Below are 21,433 nucleotides of genomic sequence, written 5' to 3' on the forward strand. Positions count from 1 at the left end.
ATGGGACCAAGTATTATTTCAATAAGGGAGAAAAAACAAAAATGGATGGGGATGATGCTGTAACGAATGGAGCAACTAATGTAATTTATAATTCATCCTGGGTTCTAACAAAAATTATTTCTCCTAATGGAATGGATCAATACGATTTTAATTATTCGACACCGGGATATTGGGATACCGATGTTGTTCAATCAAATGCCTCGCGGGTAATTATAGATTTAATTGATAATTGCACGAATACAACTTATCCTGAAATAAATCCCCAATATCCTTCAGGCGGGTACTATATTGAACATCAGTTCCCAACACAAGTATTATACAATGGGAATTTAATCTTTAGCCTTACAAAAGGCATTCGCCATGATGTTCATACAGCAGCAGTAAATGGGAGATTAGATCAACTATTAGTTTATAATACTAAAGGAGAAAGATTAAACAAAATAGTATTTAACAATGATGATTATTTCAATTTAGATGGGGGGGATAAAACTACAAAGTCTCCATTTGATATTAGATTAAAGTTAAATAGTATAGATATTTATAGTAGTTCAGATGTAGATTTTCAGAGTTATTCATTTGTATATAATACTCCGGACTTTGTACCATCAAGGTTATCTAAAAGTCAAGATTTAATTGGGTTATATAATGGAAAATCTAATAATGTTTTATATCCAAAAGCAATATTAGGTAGTTGTGTTTTTCAAGGTGCAAACAGAGATCCTGTTTCATCTAGTGCAGATAATGGAATATTGACAAAAATCACTTATCCTACTAGAGGCTTCACTCAATATTATTATGAAGGCAATCGAGACGATAACAACAATTTAGAGCCAGGTCTTAGAATTTATAAAATTGAAGACTACAAAGAAACAGGTGATTTATTTAGCAAAAGAACTTATAGTTACGTTAACGAACAGGGTCTCAAAAGCGGTCGAACCAATTCTTTACCAAGCTTGGTTTCTACTGTAACTTTTAACGGTCGAGACAATAACTCCTATCAAAGACTAATTAGAAATTCTGGAATTCCCAAAGGTGAACTTCCTAATATTTATTACAAATCAGTAAAAGAAATAATTTACAATGAGAACGGGGAAAGCAACGGATATACTTTTTATAAATTTTATCCTGCAAGTTCTGGTATGCAATCCTGGATTGTTAGTCCTTATGAGAACTATATCAATTCCGACGTAGAAAGTGGCAAACCACTATCAAATGATAGGTATTCTGAGGATAATTCTATGGTTTCGGAGGATACTTACAGTTATTTTAAGAATTATCAAGGTGTTTATACCGAAGGATTAGTTCTTTATTTAAATGAAAATTATAACAATAACGAAATCTTTATAAAAGATAATGGAACGTATTTCTCTATAGAAAGGCATCCTATTTATTGCGATAACCCCACAGTGCGTTGTGCGTTACCCAATTATGTAACCAATTGGCAAAATTATTATGCTGGCCATATGGATAGAAAATATGGTCCTTTATTCTCCAGATCAGTTAAGGCAACAGGTAGTATCGGGAATATTGGTGCAATAACCAAAACTGAATTTTTCACAAACGGGCTTCAGTCCCAGTCCACCAAAGAATTTTCATATGACAGTTCGGTAGACTACCTATTAAGGAAAATTAAAAACACTTATGACAATCAAAATATCGAAGAGGAATTTTATTATTACCCAAAAGATAACATGGTAGGTGCTTCCCAAGAGCTTGTTAATAACAACTGTTTGTCAAAAATAGTAAAGACTGAAAAATTTTATAACCCTGTTACTTATTCATCAAATGAATTGGTGTTCAAAAAACAATATGATTTTAAGGAATTATTTGCAGGTGGTCCAATCCTACCTTATAAGATATCTCTGTCTAAATCAGGAAATTTTGAAGAAAGAATTTTTCTGGAGTATTATAATAACGGCAGGTTAAGGGAAAGCTATCAGAACAATGGCCCTTCTTCCCTTTTTTTCTGGGATGATGATTATATCTATCCTATAGCATCAATAAAAAATGCAACCTCTTCTGAGGTAGCTGCTCAATTAGGAATTACTGTCAATCAGTTGGAAAACCTCGACGAGAATGATTTAAATTCAATTAATGGATTAAGAACTAATCTTTCTAAATCATATATAAATACCTATGAACAAAAATCGAGGGTAGGATTACTTTCATTGACGAATCCCAGAGGTCAAACCACATCTTATCAGTATGATAATCATAACCGTCTGAGTAAGATTGTAGACGAAATGAGTTATATAATTTCTGAATTTATTTATAATTTAAAAGATTAGATTATGTTTTCAAAGTGTGTAAAAACTGCTTTATTCTTAACATTCCTTCTTATATGCTTTAAAGATTATGCACAGTCGTATAGCTTAAAATATCACAGGATGATTTACATAGGTTCGAATCAAACAGATGCATTGCAATATTGCAATCAAACCATAAGCGGTCTGGAAGTAGAATCCAGACTGGATGTTCCTAATGCCATACCCGTAGGGACCATTATAGAAACAACCACATTTTCAGGAAGTATCTCATATTATCAAATAAGTTATTCTTCAGCCAGTGATAATACAAGTTTAAATTTATACAAAGGCTCAGTAACAAATTTAGATGTTTGTGCCAGTCATCAGGGGCCGATATTTAGTAATCGAAATTATACATTAGTTAAAAACTATCAAAGGGCATTGCAATCGTCCAGTGAATCAAAAGAAGATATGATTTCTCAAGTTGTATATTATGATGGTTTGGGAAGACCGGAACAGTATATTGATATTGAGCAATCTCCTGGAGGAGCAGATATTGTGCGACCTGTTGAATATGATGGTAGAGGTTATAAAAAATATAGTTACCTGTCCTATCCAGCTGACTCTTTAGTAGGTAATTATAGGGAAAATGCCTCAAACGAAATTGAAAATTATTATTATAATAACTATTCTCAAGATTTTCCATCGGCAACATCTTCTGCTGGAATTAACATTTTTAGTGAAACCGACTTTGAAGCCTCTCCACTTAATAAACCAATTAAACAATCGGCACCAGGTGAAACTTGGAAAATGGGAAGCGGTCAAGAGATTGAATATAAGTATCAGGTAAATGAAGCAAATGAGGTTCGAATGTACCGGGTAAATTTTTCTAACGGTAATACAGAGTTGCCAATACTTGCGGTAGGGACTTCCACTTACCATCCGGCGGGCACCTTATATAAAACTATTATAAAGGATGAAAACCACTCTTCAGGAACATTACATACTATGGAAGAATTTAAAAATAAAATGGGACAGGTTGTACTCAAACGTACTTACGGTAGTTCTGATGTTAATATGGATGGAGATACTTTAGATGCAGGAGAAACAAATTCCATTCATGACACCTATTTTATTTATGATCGTTTTGGAAATTTAAGTTTTGTATTGCCTCCCAAAACAGATTCTCAAAATGGAATTCCCAATTTAACGGAATTAAAGGAATTGGTTTATCAGTATAAATACGATAGTCGAAATAGATTGATTGAAAAAAAAATACCCGGCAAATATTGGGAGTTCATAGTGTATAATACTTTAGATCAACCTATTTTAATTCAGGATGCAAATTTAGATGCACAGAATAAATGGTTGTTTACAAAATATGATGGCTTTGGCAGACCTATTATTACTGGAATTTTTACAAATTCATCTTCTCGACCTTCCCTTCAACTCGTTGTGGATAATTTTTACGCAAACAATTATACCAAAGCTTGGGAGGAAAAAACTACCAGCGCTACCTATAATTATTATACTAACAATAGTTACCCAACTACTGGAGCAGAAGTACTCACTTTAAATTATTACGACAACTACACCTTCGATGCTACAGGGAATGGTTTGAAATTACCATCTGGAACCCTGATCTTTGGAAAGGCGGTAAGCTATGATGTTAAGGGGCTTCCTACCGGTAGTCGTATAAAAATTTTAGATCAAAGCACAAGTGAGTGGGTTACCACTGTTATACATTATGATGATAAAGGTCGTGCAATTTATACTGGCAGCTACAACGATTTGTTGCTAGTAAAAGAAACTGTGAAAAATGAGTTGGATTTTCCGGGAGATGTAATAGGAACACAAACCTATCATAGGCGCAGTTCAGATCCATCCATTGCAACCACCGATTATTTTGAGTACGATCATGCCAAACGTTTAACTAAACATACCCAACAAATTAATGAAGGAGCTATAGAAGTGATCGCTTCCAATACCTATGATGAGTTGGGACAATTGGTAGAAAAAGGAGTTGGGAATGTCGAGACCAGTGTTAACAGGCTTCAGGACATTGCCTATAGCTATAATATAAGAGGTTGGTTAAAACAAATAAACAACCCGGCCAGTTTGGGAACGAACTTGTTTGGCTTTAAGATAGGATATAATGAAGGAATTAATCCATTATATAATGGAAACATTGCATTAACTCAATGGAAAACAGCTAATACAGACAGTAGTTTAAAAACCTATGACTATACCTATGATGCTTTGAATAGAATTACCACTGCAACAGATAATATCAGCCGTTACAATTTAAGTGGTATGGCATATGATAAAAATGGTAATATCACTAACTTAACCAGAAAAGGACATATTGTAGCCAATCCGGTTTCAACTAATAGCACAGATTTTGGCACTATGGACGTATTGTCCTATAACTACGAAACTAATAGTAATAAGTTAATAAATGTAACCGATGCAATTCTTTCGATACCTGGCGATGGTGGTTTTAAGGACGGCAATAAATCTGGAAACGACTACACCTACGATACCAATGGCAACTTAACATCCGATGCCAATAAAGGGATACCAACCAACGGGATCATTTACAACCATCTCAACCTTCCCACAAGTGTCACGCTACCGGGTGGAACAATTTCGTATATTTACGATGCAACGGGAGTAAAACAACGAAAAGTGGCAGCAGGAACAACTACAGACTATGCAGGGAATTACATTTACCAAAATGGTAGCTTACAGTTCTTTAACCATCCAGAAGGCTATGTGGAATATGATGGAGGTAGTTTTAATTATATTTATAACTATACAGACCACTTAGGCAACATTAGGTTAAGCTATATAAATACTGGGACTTCCAGTTCTCCGAATGTTCAAATTAGTAAAGAGAATAACTATTATCCCTTTGGATTGACCCACTCAGGCTATAACGGTGGAACCAATGGCCTAGGGAATGCGGCAGCTAAAAAATATAAATTTGGTGGGAAAGAATTACAGGACGATAATATTTCTGGTAACAGCCTGGACTGGTATGACTTCTCAGCCAGAAACTATGACCCTGCTTTGGGTAGATGGATGAATCCTGACCCGCTTTCAGATGAATTTCCGAACTGGTCTCCTTACACTTTTACGAATGACAACCCTATATTTTTTACTGATCCAACTGGTTTAGCACCAGAAACTATTTATGAAAATAGCATTACTGGTGCAACTGTAGAAGTCGATGATGGAGTTGATAAAACAATTGTTGTAGATGAAAAAGGTTTTGAAAAAGCAAAGAAATACTCTAAAAAAGGAGAAGTAAATAAAGAAAACTATACTCCTGAAGAATTTTCTGAATATGAAAGTTTCTATAATAATCAGCTTTACGGAGAAACTTCGAAAGATAGAATTTCTAATATTTTAGATTATCTTAAAGATGGGTTAGTTGAACAATTATTAGATTCAGGTTTAAAAAATCCTTATCAAGATGTTGCGATAATTGAAGATTATGGCTTACTTTCAGGAGGTGGAAAAAATGTAGCTAAAGGTACTGGTAAAATAATAAAGGCTGCAAATGGTCTTGAAATAAATGGTTTTGTAAAACATGGTTTAAATCGTATTATACAACGAGGAGTAAGTCCAGGAAGTATTTTAGATGCTTTAAAAAACCCATTGAAAGTTGGTGAAGTTGTTATAGATAAATTAGGCAGACAGAGTCAAAGATTTATTGGTCAATTTGGTGAAATTGTAGTTAATCCCAAGACAGGTAAAATTATTTCAGGTAATCCAACAGCATCAAAAAAAGCAGCTCGCTTACTTAAAAGAAAATGAGAATGGAAGTTAGATTAAAGAAAAACACAATAGATTATCTTCTCAATGCATTAAATAGGGAGAATGAAGATATTTTCTTACAACTTAAGTTGAATGAAAAAAGTATTTTGGATTCTGCTGGATACAACTTTAAAATTGAAGAAGATTTGGCTGATGTGATTCGGGATTGGGCAATGGACAAACAACAAATTGTTGGTTTTGATGAAGATTATGAACTAACCAATGAGGGAGAAATGCTTCAAGAAATCATTGATAAATTTTATACTTGATTTTAAAAAGTATAAGTCAGCCTTATCAATTTGACTCAATTCATAGTAAGAACCATTCAAAGTGAAACGTGGCGAAGGCAAATGATATTTTTGTATAATTAGGTTTCAAGATGTCTTTAATTTTGAGTTATAAAGGAGATTATACAATATTTTATAAAATGAGAATATTTAAGGCAGAAATGTCTATAAAATTAAGGATTCTTTTAAAGAGCATTTAGGGTTCCAAGTAACTGGAAATCAAATAATATATTAAGACTAAAAGAAAAAGATTTCATAAAAGGTCAAAACTTCAAGAATGTTTCATGGGATAGTTCAGATTTCTTCTGTCCGTAGGAAACCATAATAATTATTTGTACCCAAATAATCAAGTATTTATTTACTTCAAATGATATAAGTAGTTTAGCTTGCCAAGATATAAATACGTTGAAATGGTATTATATTTTATTTTTAACTGATTCATTTAATTGTTTTCCGAAATTTGTTTCTTGGAAATTCTTGAATTTCTGACAGATTATATAAATTTAAAAACCTAAAAAGGTGATTTTTTAGAATATAGCGATAAAATTAATTTTCGTAGATACAGTGTCACCAAACACTGCACATACTAGAATTTTTAATAGAACAAGAGTAATGGAAATGGTAAGAAAATTTGCCCCGCAGGGCGGGACGGATTTGAGAAGCAAGAGGGTAACACGCAGAGCGCTGTTACATATTCATAAATCATTGATTATCAGTATTTTACATTGTTTTAAATTTTCTTTTTTCACTGAATTTGCGTCAAATGCTCTGGAAAACCCTATAAACAGGCTTATTTTTGCGTCAAACATTCCTAAAAAAGAATTTTGGGCTAAATTTCAAAACAGTCCTCATCATATTCCCTTGCATTTAATTTCGGGAAAAAAATTCGTCCAAAGGTCTTGGACACGAGCCAAAATAATTTAATATTGTATGGATTGATGGAATAAACTTTTAGCTCAAGTCCGCTTGTTTCGAACTGTAAACTATACTTTGTGTAAAGAACCCGATCTTCACTTCTTAAACTTTATAATGCTTTCAAAGAATTACCTTTTGATACCAAAAAAAAAGGATCTAAAATTAGCGGCCTGCATAAAGCCGCTTTGCTTTTTTATAAGGCCTTTCCTAATTTCAGATCCTAAGAAGATGCAGCATCAAAAGGTAATGCATACAACTCTGAAAGAAGTAAATGAAAAAGCACAGAAAGCATATTATTAGATCTGTACTTGGAAAACACAAAAGGAAAATGCTCCAGGTAAAAAAAGTAAATGAAGTCTTAAATTTTTAAGATTTAGTTTCCTTATTTAATTCTAGAATATAAATAAATCGCATTTCTGAAAAGGGATATAATATTAGGAGTAACTAAAAGAGGGAAGTGAAAATTTTAAGAGGACGTAGTCAGTGGCAATGGTCGATAGAATTGCTAAATCTATCCTTCTGCTAACATCATATTCGTTTATGGCAAAAATGGAGGCTTTATCGTATATATTCTTACAAACATGGAAACACCTGGAAAATAAATGTAAGAACTGAATAATTTGGATTTCTCAGATTTTTTCATCTGTAATGGGAACTCAAAAAAAACTTACCTATTTACTTTCGATTTAAATCCAACTAAATATAGAAATAATTCCATTATTTAAAATTTCAAAAAAATTAAATATAAAAGCCAGAAAACAACCTTACTATTTGTACGGTTAATAAGGTAACATCCTTATTAAATATTTATAAGTTTGTTTAAAATTAAAATTATGAGAAAATTATTTACAATTCTTTTATCCACTTTTTTTTATTCAATCATTTTTATTTCATGCAGTACAGAGCAAGAAGAGAATTTGGAATTAGAAAAGCAGCAAACCAAAGAGTATTTTTACTTGAAAAATGCTGACGGTTCAGTAGTTATAAATATTGAACCAGAAATGAGAAATTTAACTTTTGAAGATCTAAAATCTCATAACAGAATTGAAGATGCGAAAGCATTTTTAAATACGTATGACAAACAGGGATTTTTAATACCGAAAAAACCTAAAAGTAAACCAGAGCAAGGGCCTCAAAAAATCACAGATTTTTATTATGGTTATCATGTAGAGGAATATGGTTGGTCTTCATTTAGTGACCCTGTAGCAGATTCTTCACCGAATGAATATTTTTTAGGGACAATTGCTGAAAGTAAAAGATTAGAAGCGTTTTATTTAAATTTGAATGGTTTGGATATATGCTACGAAGCTCATTTAACCCTTGTTGGATGGCAAGGAACTAAATGTAAGGGAAGTACAGCAGGTACGACTGGACAACAACGACAAATTGAAGCAATTAGAGTATATTTCAATGATGGAAGTGGAATTGCTTATTATAAATCTTATATTGAAAATCGAGGATGGGAAAGCTCTTGGAGTACTAATGGTGCAATATCAGGCACTACAAATCAAGATTTAAGATTAGAAGGTTTTAAGGTTAGATTTTATTTTTACTAATTTATGGTTTGGATGAATTAATGTAGTCCAAAGTGATTAAAAATCAACTATTCTAATTTTAGAATAGTTGATTTAAATGAATTATTATTTTCAAAATTTGACTAATTTTACCGATAATCTATGTGAATAATAGATTCATTAAAGCATTAAAATTCCTATATGGATTATAAAAATAAATCAAAGAAATATTATAATAATCAACGGACAGAAATGTCTGCATATTTACCATCATTTGCTAATAAAATTATTGATATAGGCTGTGGAGATGGAGCTTTTGGGAGCACTTTGAAAAAGAATGCGAATGTTGAAGTGTGGGGAATTGAATTAATGCAAGAGGAAGCCATGAAAGCATCAAAAAAACTTGATAAAGTGTTAGCAGGTAATTGCGAAACATTGATGCATGAACTACCTAATGATTATTTCGACGCTATTTATTTCAATGATGTATTGGAACATATGGTAAATCCTTATGAAGTTTTAAAATTTATTAAATCAAAATTATCTCCAAATGGGGTTATCATTAGTTCTATCCCAAACATGCGACATTATAAAACTTTTAAGAATTTAGTAATAGATAAAAAATGGACATACACAGATAGTGGAACTATGGATTTTACTCATTTAAGATTTTTTACCACTAAAAGTATTCAAGAAATGTATTTAAATCTTGGTTTTGAGATAGTTACTCATAAGGGAATTCAAAAAACAAAGTCCATAAAACCGTATCTTTATAATATTCCACTATTATTCTCTGCAATGGATATTTTTTATTTACAGTTTGCCACAGTAGTAAAAGTTAGTTAAGATATATGTGAGATAGATTTAAGGCAATAATATTTAATAATAACTTTTCTACGGAAACATTTGCCGAACTTTTTTGATTAGATCAATTTTTAAACACCCGCTTAATTAATTTTTTCCAATCACATTACATTAAAAATATTCTTTTTTTTTAAAAGTATTAGATCTTAAAACAATAAATTCTATGTATTACAGTATATTCTATAAAATAAGAAGGATAAAAAAATAGACTTATTATAAAACTAATTTTATTTTAATATTTAAAGTCAATCAACATAATTGATAAGGGAATTTTCTATATCTGATTGAATATCTTGTTTTTTTTTAAAAAAATTATCTCAAACACTTTTATAACCTCCATTTCAGGGTTTAAAATTTTGTGAAATACTTGTTTCTACGAATAAATAGTTTATTTATTTTATTAAATGTCATTTGCAACTCACCCCATTTCCTTTCATTTCGCAAAAGCTTCATTTCAGAAAAAGAGGTTCACTAACAATAGTCTTGGACACGAGCCAAAAAGATTTGATATCTTATAGATTTATGGAATAAATTTTTTTGGCTCAAGTCCGCTATTTTAGGACTTAAAACTATACTTTGTGTAAAGAACCCGATCTTCACTTCTTACAATTTATAATGCTTTCAAAGAATTACCTTTTGATACCAAAAAAAAGGATTTGAAATTAGCGGCCTGCATAAAGCCGCTTTGCTTTTTATAAGGCCTTTCCTAATTTCAGATCCTAAGAAGAAGCAGTATCAAAAGGTAATGCATACAGCTCTGAAAGAAGTAAATGAGAAAAGCACAGAAAACATATTATTTGATCTATACTGGGAAAACACAAAAGGAAAATGCTCCAGATAAAAAAAGTAAATGGGTTATACTATAGAATGAGCGCAGGGGTTTCTAATAGCAGAGGATGTCCTAATTAACCATCATTGTCACCATTTAGGTTATCTAGTTAGTCTACTACCTGATCAATAAATTGGTACTCTTCAAAGGGAATAAGTTGTAAGGTATGTCGCAATACCTCATTAACATTATATTTCGGTTGGGGTATTTGTTTATCGTTTAAACATTCATTTTCCTCTAATGCGAGGATGCACACTTTAATAAGATTTGTAATAAAATACATTAGTTCTAAATGACTCTGAACCTGAAAAGTTCCCGTATAATACTTGCCTTTCTTATTCTTTCGTGGAGTCAAATGATTAAGATTTTCTTCTTTAATCTCAGTTAATTTTTTGAGTATTCTTTTCCTTTTAAAGTTGTCTTTATTGGACTCTAAATTCTCTGTGGAGGGATTCTAATTCTTGAAGTTTCTTTTCTCCTTCATTAGCCACTTTTTCAAGAAACCTACGGCATAAGCGCTGTGCATAATTACTGTCCTCTATAGAAACGTCGTCAACTGATTTAAAATTGACATTGTACTGAGCATGGCATAGCGCATGAAATACCCGCTTGGAGCGAAAAGACTTTTTAGGTAATAATAACTTAGGGCTATTGCAGAAATTACCACAAAGATTTAAAAGATGACTAAGATCATAGTAACTAGGTTTATACTCCCAAAAAACATTCAACAACCCGGCACAAGCTTGCTGCAGTGATTGAGAGATTAAAAGTACCCTTGCAGATTCATCATAGATATCGTCGCAAACATCTACTTTATCTTTAAAGTAATAGGCCCGGTTCATACGGAATTCCCATTCTTTTTTAATTGTGGCATACATTTTTGGATGATAACAATAACCACTAGAAAATAAGCATTCAGTAGCGTATATTGCTTTCTCAGGGGTAAGAATTCGGCTCAGAAAATTGTCACCATGCTTTAACCGATACTTTACATCATTTAAAGTATAATGAATGGGATCAATTCTTACACTTTCGTTCATTTTAGAAAACACCTCACTCATAAATTCCTTTGGCTGTCCAATGTGTTCCTCGTCAATAATCAATAAAATTAGTTTATAAGAATTCACTGTTGAACTTTCCTTTTTAGGATTGGGGTTATGATGCAAGACAAAATCCAAAATGATATGCTATATGGAGACAAAGCGAGTAAAGTCATTTTAAGCAATTTTCCCTATCAGTTCTTCGGGAAGGTCAATGACCCTGATACTGCAAAATACTATGAACGTTTTTTTGAGATTGTCCGAAAAGAAACCACAAGTATCAACCGTGGTCATAACCTTAATTTTGACACCCGAATTACCAAGGGCGAAAAAGAAGTTTCGAAACATAGAGCAGATGTTTTCTTTCGTCTAAAACAAGGCAAGTTTATAACTTTTACAGACGGCAGGGGTGAAAGGGAGCAGTTTAAACTACAGCATATTCAAAAGGAATTGCCCAAAAAAATACCCCGTATTCTAATGAAGATTTACGACTGAATTTTGAAAAGATTTATAAGGACGTTAGTCTGGTGTTTGGGAGAAAAACCACCTAAACGACTTTTGCTTTCAAAAAGCTGTTTTTTGTTTTAGGTCTTTCTTTGATTATGTACATTTTATAGCAAAGACATTCGATTCTCTGATAGATGAGATGTTATAATTTCAACATCTTCGTTTTACTTTTTGTTTTATTTCGGTTTCAATTTTCACATTTCCGATTTTGGATGGTCAGTCCTTTTTCGACCATTATTTTGGTTTTATCTGGCATAACGTTTAGTATAAGAATAATAGCAGATTTTCAAGGCACTGACCTTTCAATTCATCGCTAAACTTTGTACAAAAACACGACCTTTGAATTTAGCACTAAAACCAATATATTTTTATACAGTGTTGGTAGTCGTTGTTGATTATTATTCATAATCTAAAAATCGTATGTCATATTCAATAGATAATATCTTGGCAAAATATTAGTTCTGTATATATTTGTGGAAAAGTCAGAAGTTTGTATTTGTTCAAAATTATCTTCATTCATTAAGTTTTTTGCAGTAAAATTAAACTCTAATTTTTTATTTTTTGGTCTGTATCTTATTGTAGCATCAAGAAACATATAATTTTCTGACTTCTGATTTCTATTTGGTAAAAAATAATCTGATGAAAGTAATACTAACCAATTTTTTACAGGTTTTAATATAATTTTAAAAGTGTTATTTAAAGATTCATTTAAAAACTCATTACTATTATCACTTTGAGAAATTGATTGCGAGAAATTGATTGTATTCTCAAAATTAACAAAAAGTCTAAACGCTGTTCTAAAGTATAATTCGGTATTAAAAAACCGACTTTCATTATTTCTTAATTCCGAATTATTTACAATATTCTTATATTGTGAAATGGAGTAATCTGAATTTAATTTTACAGTAGATTCTAAAAAACGAATATATTTTGTTGCCGAAAAGTTAAATTTTAAATTGTTATTATCTTGTGGTAAAAAGAAATAATTAACCTGTGTTGTATTTGGATTAATGGTAGAATTTGTAAAAAAATTACCATTCCTATTTTGGTAATTCATTCCTATAGTAACTTCTACTAAATTATATAAATCATTATGAAGATAGGAAAAACCATAACTTAAAGCCTCTTGTAATTCTAAATTTGGAATGTTACTAACAGATGTTCTATTGTTTATTAAAATTTGGTTCTGAAATAAAAAATCATCAACTATTGATGATTTTTTATAATTTACAGTTCCAAGAAAGGAAGAAATCCCGTTTAATTTATACTCTATATTTATTGAAGGTTCAAATAAAAAATTTGCTTGGGTGTTTTTTATATCACTTTCTTTGTCGTCAATTTCTTGGTCTAAATATGTAAATCTATAAGCAGAAGATAATTTCCATTTGCCAGTTTTAAATTGGTAAGAACCCAACTGATAAATAGTTTTTTTTGAATATCTTAAATTATTTATACCATTTTCTACTGTACTATTCCCTGTTAAATTTTGACTAAATAATTCGGATTGAAGTTTATTGTTGTCTATAATTCCTCCAAAAGAAAATGTATATTTATTCTTCTTTATAGTGGAGCCTAAAAGAATTGATTGTACTTCCAAATAATTTTTTGAATATTCACTTTTTTGAATGTCGTTTTCATAATTAATTGGGTCAATAATTGAAGGATTTATCTGAAAATTCTGTGGAATATTATTAGTAGATTGAAAAACAAAAAATTGAAACGCTTTTTTATCTGAAATCTTTTTTGTGTAAAGCAATTTTTGTCTTAAATAAAAACTTTCTGAATTGAGGATAGTTGTAAAACTATTATTGTTATTTGAAACAACAGATGATGGCGTTTGTATATTTTCTTGTCGTATTGTTAAATTAAACTCAAGCAACGAAATTTTTGAAGTGTTGTATTTTACGTCTAAATCGCCACGATATTGTTTTGGTTTTTTTTCAGTTGAAACATTATCAATTGTCGTAAATGACTGACCGTTAATAGTAAATTGATTTTCAAATAATTGCTCACTTGTAATTCCATCGTTCACATAATATAAGTTTGTTTTAACCTTTAGGCGTCTATTTATTTTAAAAAGAGCATTATAATTCCCAAAATATTGATTATTTATATTTACTCTTTCTTCATCTAAGGTGTTTAAAAAACGAGTTTCTGGGATTATTTTTTTTGTTAAAAACTTTTTTTCTATAATCTGTTCTCTGTTTTGATTAAATCCAAAATAATTGAAAGGAGAACGGTTAATACCAATATTATTATATGATAATGTGGCAAAAGATTTATAGGTTTTTGTAATACCAAGTAAATTTGTATTTATATCAAAAAATTCTTTGAGATTTTCTGAAACACCACTACCAAAATCGATATTTCCTGAAAAGTTGATTTTCCCTTTTTTCAATTTTAAATTTATTGAAACTTTATCTCCTTTTTCAATTCCTTTTAGTAACGCATTTTCCGAATAGTTTTCTATTGCTTCTATTTGCTCAACCATATCTACATTAATGTTTTTTGTGCCGAGCGTATAATTATGACCAAATAAATTGTCGCCATCCAAAGTTACATTTTCTACTAACTTACCATTGTATTTTATTGCTCCTGTATTTTTATCAACCTCAATTCCTGGCAGTTTCTTTATTATATCTTCAATCTTTCTTTCTGAGCCGTCACGATAGGAGTTAACGTTGTAACTCACAGTATCTTTTTTTATTTTAAACGGTTTTCTCTTTGCAGTTATTATAACTTCATCAAGTTGATTTCCTATCGTATCTTTATCTAACAAAAAATTAAAATTATAGGTTTTATTTTTATTAGGATTTTTTATAGTTTTAGTTGCTGTTATATAACCACTTGACTGTATTTCAACTATTATTTTTAAATACTCTTTTTTTAAGTTTATTTCATACTTTCCATTTCTCGCTATCGTATATTCTTTAACGTTAATACTATCATAGTCTTTAATTAAAACATACGAGTAATCCAAACTATTTTGTTCAACATCTGTTATTGTGCCTAAAATAGTTTGAGAATAACCAATAATAGTTGAGCTCAAAATAAGTGGAATAAGAAAAATATTTTTTATATACATACATCTGCAACCTCATTTAAAATCTCTAATCTCTTTTTTCAATAAAATCTAAAGTTTCATAGAGTTTAAAACTATTTTTATCAATCTCATCAACTAATGCTCCCGGTACTTGTGAAAATATAAAGAACATCTGTTCTTTATATCGTTCTATAGATTTTTTTTCAAATTCATTAAAAGTTGTTTGATTTTTATAATATGGTTTTGTTATTTCAAAACATTCAATGTTTTTATTAATTTTAGTTAACCTAAATTCATAAGTAGAAGTGTTTTCAGTTGCTGTTGCTTCAAGAACAAGACCTGGCAAGCCAATTAACTTCCAAGGACCTCCGTTTATTCCTAACTCATTTGTAAAAAATGCTGTCCAAGTTCTGTCATTAATAAAAGCAGTTGCTTTTTGAACATTATAGTCTCCTATTTTCTTAAATTCATTTTTAATTTCCCATTTTGGATAATTGATGATGTCTTTAATTAACACTTTACTTTTACAGCGAGTGTCATATAATATGCTGTATGTACTATCTTTTTTAAAATCATTATAATAAATCTTATCATCTTGACATATTTTCTTTGCTCCTACAACTTTAATAGAATCGTTTTCGGTAGTAATATCTTTAACAAAGTCATCTGGTTTCAACAAATTTACATATTGTGATAATTTAAATTTTGAGATATTATTTTTAGAATCTATCTCTAATATCCCATCGGCATTAAAAGTAAATTGTCCTTTAGTTCTAATAAGGTCATAGTTTAAGGTAGAAATATTATTTTGTGATAAGCAATAACAAGGTATCAATAATACTAAAAATATTTTTTTCATAATTGGATTATTAAAATAAATCAAACCCTAGTCTAATAAAAGTTAGGGTTTGATTTTTAGTTTAAAAATAGTTTAATTACTATCAATCATTAGGACACGCAATCTCTATTATATAGATTGTTCCTGAAACGCCTACTACTCTAGCGTAGCATTTTACTTGTGTAGAAATTGTTGTAATTTCTGTATCCTGTTCTACCACAGCGTTACTCTCTTTTACTTCATTTGAAGCAAAAGAAAAGGTTCCAGTTAGCATAAATGCTAAAGCAAAAAATAAATTTTTCATAATATTAAAAATATTAAAAATTAGTTTGAGAATAATTTAATTAGCCGTTATTCTTCGTTGTAGATTCTCCACATTTTCGACTTTTTAAGATTTTCATTTTTCCAGAGAGTTAATTTTTTTTTGTACTAATTCCGTAAATCGAATGTTCTTAAATTTACTCTGTTTATTCGGTTCTAATGACTACCAACATCAGGGTATATTTATTTGCATAATATGAGCGGACTCTACTGTTTACTTTTCAGACAACTCATTATCAAAGATTCGTTATTCTACCTATCTTATAAACCGTATATTCATATAAATCTCACTGAATAAGTGATTTAGAGCATGTTTAAAAACGATTCACAAGAATCATTCGATTCTATTGAGGATAATCTGACAATTCTGCCACAATACCCAATATTCCTGACTTTCCGGTGTTTTTTCATAATCCTTGTCCAGTCGCCTGAAGAAATTGAAGATCCCGAAGGTCCTTTCGGTGACCCATCTCCACTTTACCGGGACAAAGCCTTTCGAGGATGGCGGGCATGACGAGATCTCCACTTCCAGCCCTATTACCGTCCTCTCGACCCACTCCATGAACACCTTCTTGTAGGCATGGTCGGCCAGTATCTTTTCCATCCGGTCCAGATAGCCCAACAGGGGCTCCACCACCCTCTCGGCCACCGCCCCGTCGGCCTGGTTCGCCGCGCCTACCACAACGCCCCATACCAGGCCGAGGGTATCGGTGATCGCGTGCCGTTTCCGTCCGTTTATCTTCTTGTTCCCGTCGATGCCCTTCGACTCGGAGGTCATCGGCCCCGCCTTGACGGACTGGCTGTCGATCGACAGCATACTGGGCGTTGCCCCCTTTCCCTGCCGCTTCCTCTCCATCATGTTCAGCCCTGCGTTCAGCCTTGAAAGGGTGCCGTCCCGGCCCCACTTCCTGAAATGGTAGTAGACGCTCTCCCATTTGGGAAAGCATTCCGGTAGGTTCCGCCATTGGCAGCCGGTGCGCAATATCCAAAGGATGGCGTCGGCAATGTCGCGCAACTTATAGTGGCCCTTGATTTTAACGGGAAGGAATTTTTTCATAATTTCCCACTGTTGGGCAGTCGATCGGGTGTATCTCGATTTCATAAACTCTGTTTTATTTGTGAACTACAAAGTTTATACTGCCCAACTTTTTTTACAAACTTTCACCCAAATTTGTTTTTAAACATGCTCTTATACTTGTAAAGCTATAGCTTACTTGTAAAATACAGGTATGGGCAATCCATAAAAAAAGTATGGATCGCCCCTACTTTTTTAACATTAAATATATGTCTGAATGCTATGTTATATAAACCCTTTTTCTTTAGCTTTTTGTAGTAATTCTTTATCATAAGGGCTTACAACATCAAAAACTTGTTTCATACGGCTTTTGCGTTTTTCTATTGCAGGAAGAGAAAGTAATAAAATTTCCGGAAGGTCTTTCATCATGGTACCAATAGAAAGCTCATGTAATAGCTTTCTATCAATAGCATCCAAAATCAAATCAGAAGAAACTTCGTTTCTCAGCAATTTGATAATCGTTTTACTATAATACGGTGGGTCCATAATTACTGTTTTAATCGCCCTAACCAATTCTTTGGGATTGATATCATTTTTAACTAAAAACCCATCAGGGTTAAGATTTTTAAAAAGGCTATGAACTCTATAATTATCATTGAAAGTTGTTGATACTATAATTTTTGTAGTGGGCATCAATTTATTGATTTTCAAACCTAAATCCTCACCCGAAAGTATACTCCTATCTTTTGATGGTGGTAAACTTATGTCCAAAAAAACAATATCAAGGTTTTTATTGCTTGACGAGAAATTCATTATTTTTTTATAAGCATCTTCGCAATTATTGGCCTCATCGATATTGAATGAAAGAGTATCGTTATTTTTCTTGATATAATGGAACGCACTTTTATAGGAATTGGTTATCAAGGGGTGGTCATCAATCAATAGTACAGTGTATAATTTCTTTTCCATAATTTTCTAATGTATCGGAATTGTGAAATGTACTGTAGTCCCTTTATCTATTTCAGATTGAACGTTAAATCTACCATTCAATTTTTCTATTCGGGATTTCATGTTTTTAATCCCGATTCCTTTTCTTTGTTTTTTTATATTGAAGCCCGCCCCATTATCGTTTAATTTTACGGTTAAATTGTTTTTTTGAAATGAAAAACTTAAACTGACATTTTGTGCTCTTGAATATTTAACGACATTCTGTAATGCCTCCTGTAATATTCTATATAGATTTACTTTAATAATTTCATTTATTCCACTCCATCCAATATTTTCGTCAATATCTAATTGATATGTAAAGTTACCCAACCGGCTTTTATTTTCAAGAAGCTGCCCTAATATAGAGCTAAAATCAATTTCAGAGCTATTGAAGTCAGTATTTAACCTATGGGAAACTTCCCTAATCTCTGCCTCTATACCCTGTAGCTCTTCCAAGAACGACTCATGCTTTTTTAAGGTATCGCTATCTCCCTTAATCTCCAAAAATCCCAGATCGATCCGTACCCCGAACAGTTTTCCAAGAATGCCGTCGTGCAAGTCCTGGGAAATCCTATTGCGCTCCTTTGTTTTCTCTTCTTCTAATTTAACCTGCTGTTTCAGGGTTAAAATATAAACTTGCTCGTTGGCTTTTTGCTGTTCGGTTTCTAACAATAACTTTTCGGTCCTTGACTTTTGAACCATTATGTAATAGACAAGTGAGATAATTATTATGAGTACTAAAGCACTTATCAATATTAATGTCTTTTGTAGCGACAGACGCTTGGTCTCCTCAATATACTCATCTGTTTCATAGGCTATTCGGGTGAATTTATTTTGGGTCTTACGATCGATATTTTGCAAGCTATCACTATATGTGATATACTTACCCAAATAGTCTTCAGCATTTTTAGAATCTAGTTTAGATAATAAATTAAGTGACTTTAAATAATCTTTACTGTTTTTTATTTCCCATGATAACACATTTGCTTCTTTGGCGTAATTAATAGCTTTTAAAGAATCTTTGATTATAGCGAAATATTCTGACAAATGAATCTTACTGGTGACAATTCCTGCTTTGTTATTAGTACTATCCCTAATTTTTAGGGCTCTATAAAAATCTTGTTTTAAATTGGTCGTGTCCCCTTTTAGAAGTTTGCAATACGTTATATTGTCCAAAACTCTGGCATAACGTTCTATATCTTTTATTTTCAAGCTATCATCTTCTAAAACTTTATCATAGTACGACAATGCTTTTCCGTACTCTCCTTTTTCAACATATACATTGCCAATGTTGTTCAAGCTTATTTTATACAAATCAATTTTGTTTTCTAACTTATCTAAATATTCTAACGCTCTGTTATGATAGAATAATGCTCTGTTATATTCCTTAATGTCATTTTGTAACAATGCCAAATGATTGTATGAGGCATATAGTGCTTCATTCTCTTTTAATAATTTATATTTTGAAATCGCTTTAACAATTAAAATTTCACTCCCAGAATAGTCTCTGAATCTCCCTTTGATAAATGACATGCCATACAGCATTTTCGCCGAATAATTTTGTTCGTCTATACTTTCAAAATATTTATATGCCTGATCATAATGATAGTAGGCAGTATCATATACCTCGATTTTTTTATAGTAATTTGCTTCATTCCAATGGATATCAGCTAAAGCGAAAGTGTCTTTTAATTTTAGTGCTGATTGAAAAGTTTCTTTATTTAATTCCTTAAAACGTAGGGTGTCCTTCAATTTTAAATATTGATAGGCAACTGCGCTCAAGGTTCGCATATAAAAAGTATCTAATTCCCCGGATTTTAAGGCTGTATGTGCCTTTTCTAAATAAAGTCGTCGTTTTTCTAAAGGAAGTGTTGTATTTTTTGAAAATGTAATCCACAAGGAGATGCTATCATTTTTAAAACTGGTAGGCAGTTCAAACTTGTTTTCGTTATCATGACCACAATTCATTAAAATGAGACATAACAATATGAGATTTATTTTGTTTCGTGTTTTAATTATATAATATTTAAAAGAACAAAACTAAAAAAAGCCCTTAACAATTGTGCTAAAGGCTGTTGTTTTTTAAAATTCTGTTATCCTTTTTCCGTTTGGTCAACATGATCGTCAGTTTCCCCTGTTGCTTGTACGTTTTTTGTTGCGTTTGTTTCAGTTTTCTCTGTAATATCATCGGCCGTACAAGAAACAATAAGATTGAAGAATAAGATTAAAATAAAGAAACTTTTTAAGATTTTCATAATACATAATTTTAAGATTGAACAATAGTCTGCCATGCCGTACACACAGCAGTTTTATAAAATTGCGCACAATGAAAAGCGTTGTTGTTTTTGTAACGCTAGTGAAGCTTCAAAACTAAAATAATATCTAAAAGAGAAGGCAACCTCCCTAAAAAGAGATGTTTAGCAAAACCCTCACACCTATGAGGGAAACCGCCATTTTATATAGGGAAATCAATTCAAGGTAATAAATGCCTTATTTGACAGTGAAGCATTAATAAAATCGATGTTATGTATAAAGGTTTTTGTAAACGGGATTTTAAAAGAATGGTTTTTAATGATGCAAACTGCCTTGCCGTAATGAATTCTTGAAATGAATTTACTGTTTATAATATAACTTTTATGGATTCTTAAAAAATTTTGTGGCAGAGTATCCTCAAAAGTCTTTAATGTTTTGTAAGCTCCAATTACAGAACCATCCCGCATATGGAAATCAGTCGTATTATTATCTGCCTTTAAAAACAGTATATCATCAATATTTAAATATTGATAGTCTTTATTCGATTTAAGGCATATCGTTTCACACGTTTCTGATGGCTTTCTTTTTATATATTTTAAAACGCTTCTACTTACTGCGAGTTCCGTTAAAGGTTTTAACAAGTAATCGAAAAAATCATATCTATAAGCTTTATAAGCATATTCCTCTGAAGATGATAACCCAATAAAAACTGGCAGATTTTTGCTATGCTGATTTATATCCAAAAGAAATTCAGGTAAGTTATCAATGGTATCATCAATATCTAAAAAGACAATGTCTGGAGTGTTTTTGAGTATCAAGATAAGTGCTTCTTCTAGATTTTTAAAACTTCCCAAAAATTTAATCTCATCAAAACTATCCACTATAGTTCTTAGACATTTTGTTGCCTTAACATCTTTTTCTATGATGATATAATTTTTCAAAATCGGGATAC

At 31.4% G+C, this 21,433-nt stretch carries 16 protein-coding genes; 6 read left to right on the forward strand and 10 right to left on the reverse strand.

Annotated elements, in window-relative coordinates; genetic code table 11:
* The first annotated feature begins 41 nt into the window (after nt 1-41).
* The 5 genes from JM83_RS14135 (at nt 42) to JM83_RS14155 (ending at nt 9,630) form a co-directional block, all read left to right on the forward strand.
* Nucleotides 42-2,288 (forward strand): RHS repeat domain-containing protein, encoded by a 2,247-nt coding sequence (locus JM83_RS14135; protein WP_144962815.1) that lies wholly within the window; start codon nt 42-44, stop codon nt 2,286-2,288.
* A gap of 99 nt (nt 2,289-2,387) precedes the next feature.
* The gene (locus JM83_RS14140) at nt 2,388-6,068 is read left to right on the forward strand and encodes a DUF6443 domain-containing protein (protein ID WP_186435003.1); all 3,681 of its coding nucleotides are present in this window, start codon (nt 2,388-2,390) and stop codon (nt 6,066-6,068) included.
* A gap of 2 nt (nt 6,069-6,070) precedes the next feature.
* Nucleotides 6,071-6,337, forward strand: a complete 267-nt coding sequence (locus JM83_RS14145; protein WP_144962817.1) for a hypothetical protein — start codon at nt 6,071-6,073, stop codon at nt 6,335-6,337.
* Nucleotides 6,338-8,103: 1,766 nt separating this feature from the next.
* Nucleotides 8,104-8,826 (forward strand): hypothetical protein, encoded by a 723-nt coding sequence (locus JM83_RS14150; protein WP_144962818.1) that lies wholly within the window; start codon nt 8,104-8,106, stop codon nt 8,824-8,826.
* Nucleotides 8,827-8,985: 159 nt separating this feature from the next.
* The gene (locus JM83_RS14155) at nt 8,986-9,630 is read left to right on the forward strand and encodes a class I SAM-dependent methyltransferase (RefSeq protein ID WP_144962819.1); all 645 of its coding nucleotides are present in this window, start codon (nt 8,986-8,988) and stop codon (nt 9,628-9,630) included.
* 956 nt (nt 9,631-10,586) lie between these two features.
* Here JM83_RS14155 and JM83_RS14160 read toward each other — a convergent pair.
* Entirely contained in the window at nt 10,587-10,832 is a 246-nt protein-coding gene (locus tag JM83_RS14160) for a hypothetical protein (RefSeq protein ID WP_144962820.1), read from the reverse strand.
* Nucleotides 10,833-10,899: 67 nt separating this feature from the next.
* The gene (locus tag JM83_RS14165; RefSeq protein WP_186435004.1) at nt 10,900-11,604 is read right to left on the reverse strand and encodes a hypothetical protein; all 705 of its coding nucleotides are present in this window, start codon (nt 11,602-11,604) and stop codon (nt 10,900-10,902) included.
* 30 nt (nt 11,605-11,634) lie between these two features.
* On the opposite strand from JM83_RS14165, the gene JM83_RS14170 reads away from it, so the two are divergent.
* Entirely contained in the window at nt 11,635-12,012 is a 378-nt protein-coding gene (locus JM83_RS14170; protein ID WP_409994698.1) for a TraM recognition domain-containing protein, read from the forward strand.
* 421 nt (nt 12,013-12,433) lie between these two features.
* Here JM83_RS14170 and JM83_RS14175 read toward each other — a convergent pair whose 3' ends face one another.
* From JM83_RS14175 to JM83_RS14205, 8 genes are all read right to left on the reverse strand, one after another.
* Complete coding sequence (locus JM83_RS14175; RefSeq protein WP_144962822.1) at nt 12,434-15,109, reverse strand: hypothetical protein; 2,676 nt, start codon at nt 15,107-15,109, stop codon at nt 12,434-12,436.
* 25 nt (nt 15,110-15,134) lie between these two features.
* Nucleotides 15,135-15,926: a GLPGLI family protein gene (locus tag JM83_RS14180; protein ID WP_144962823.1), complete on the reverse strand. Its 792-nt coding sequence runs from the start codon at nt 15,924-15,926 to the stop codon at nt 15,135-15,137.
* A gap of 82 nt (nt 15,927-16,008) precedes the next feature.
* On the reverse strand, nt 16,009-16,209 hold the full coding sequence (locus tag JM83_RS14185; protein WP_144962824.1) for a hypothetical protein: 201 nt from the start codon (nt 16,207-16,209) through the stop codon (nt 16,009-16,011).
* Between the two features lie 351 nt (nt 16,210-16,560).
* On the reverse strand, nt 16,561-17,328 hold the full coding sequence (locus JM83_RS14190; RefSeq protein WP_144959460.1) for an IS5 family transposase: 768 nt from the start codon (nt 17,326-17,328) through the stop codon (nt 16,561-16,563).
* 198 nt (nt 17,329-17,526) lie between these two features.
* Nucleotides 17,527-18,210: a response regulator gene (locus JM83_RS14195; RefSeq protein WP_144962825.1), complete on the reverse strand. Its 684-nt coding sequence runs from the start codon at nt 18,208-18,210 to the stop codon at nt 17,527-17,529.
* 6 nt (nt 18,211-18,216) lie between these two features.
* Nucleotides 18,217-20,196: a tetratricopeptide repeat-containing sensor histidine kinase gene (locus JM83_RS14200; RefSeq protein WP_144962826.1), complete on the reverse strand. Its 1,980-nt coding sequence runs from the start codon at nt 20,194-20,196 to the stop codon at nt 18,217-18,219.
* Between the two features lie 125 nt (nt 20,197-20,321).
* Nucleotides 20,322-20,483, reverse strand: coding sequence for a hypothetical protein (locus tag JM83_RS19190; protein WP_186435005.1), 162 nt, complete (start codon nt 20,481-20,483; stop codon nt 20,322-20,324).
* Between the two features lie 213 nt (nt 20,484-20,696).
* Nucleotides 20,697-21,422, reverse strand: a complete 726-nt coding sequence (locus JM83_RS14205; RefSeq protein WP_144962827.1) for a LytR/AlgR family response regulator transcription factor — start codon at nt 21,420-21,422, stop codon at nt 20,697-20,699.
* Between the last annotated feature and the right edge of the window lie 11 nt (nt 21,423-21,433).

This window comes from Gillisia sp. Hel_I_86 (assembly GCF_007827275.1).
GTDB lineage: Bacteria > Bacteroidota > Bacteroidia > Flavobacteriales > Flavobacteriaceae > Gillisia.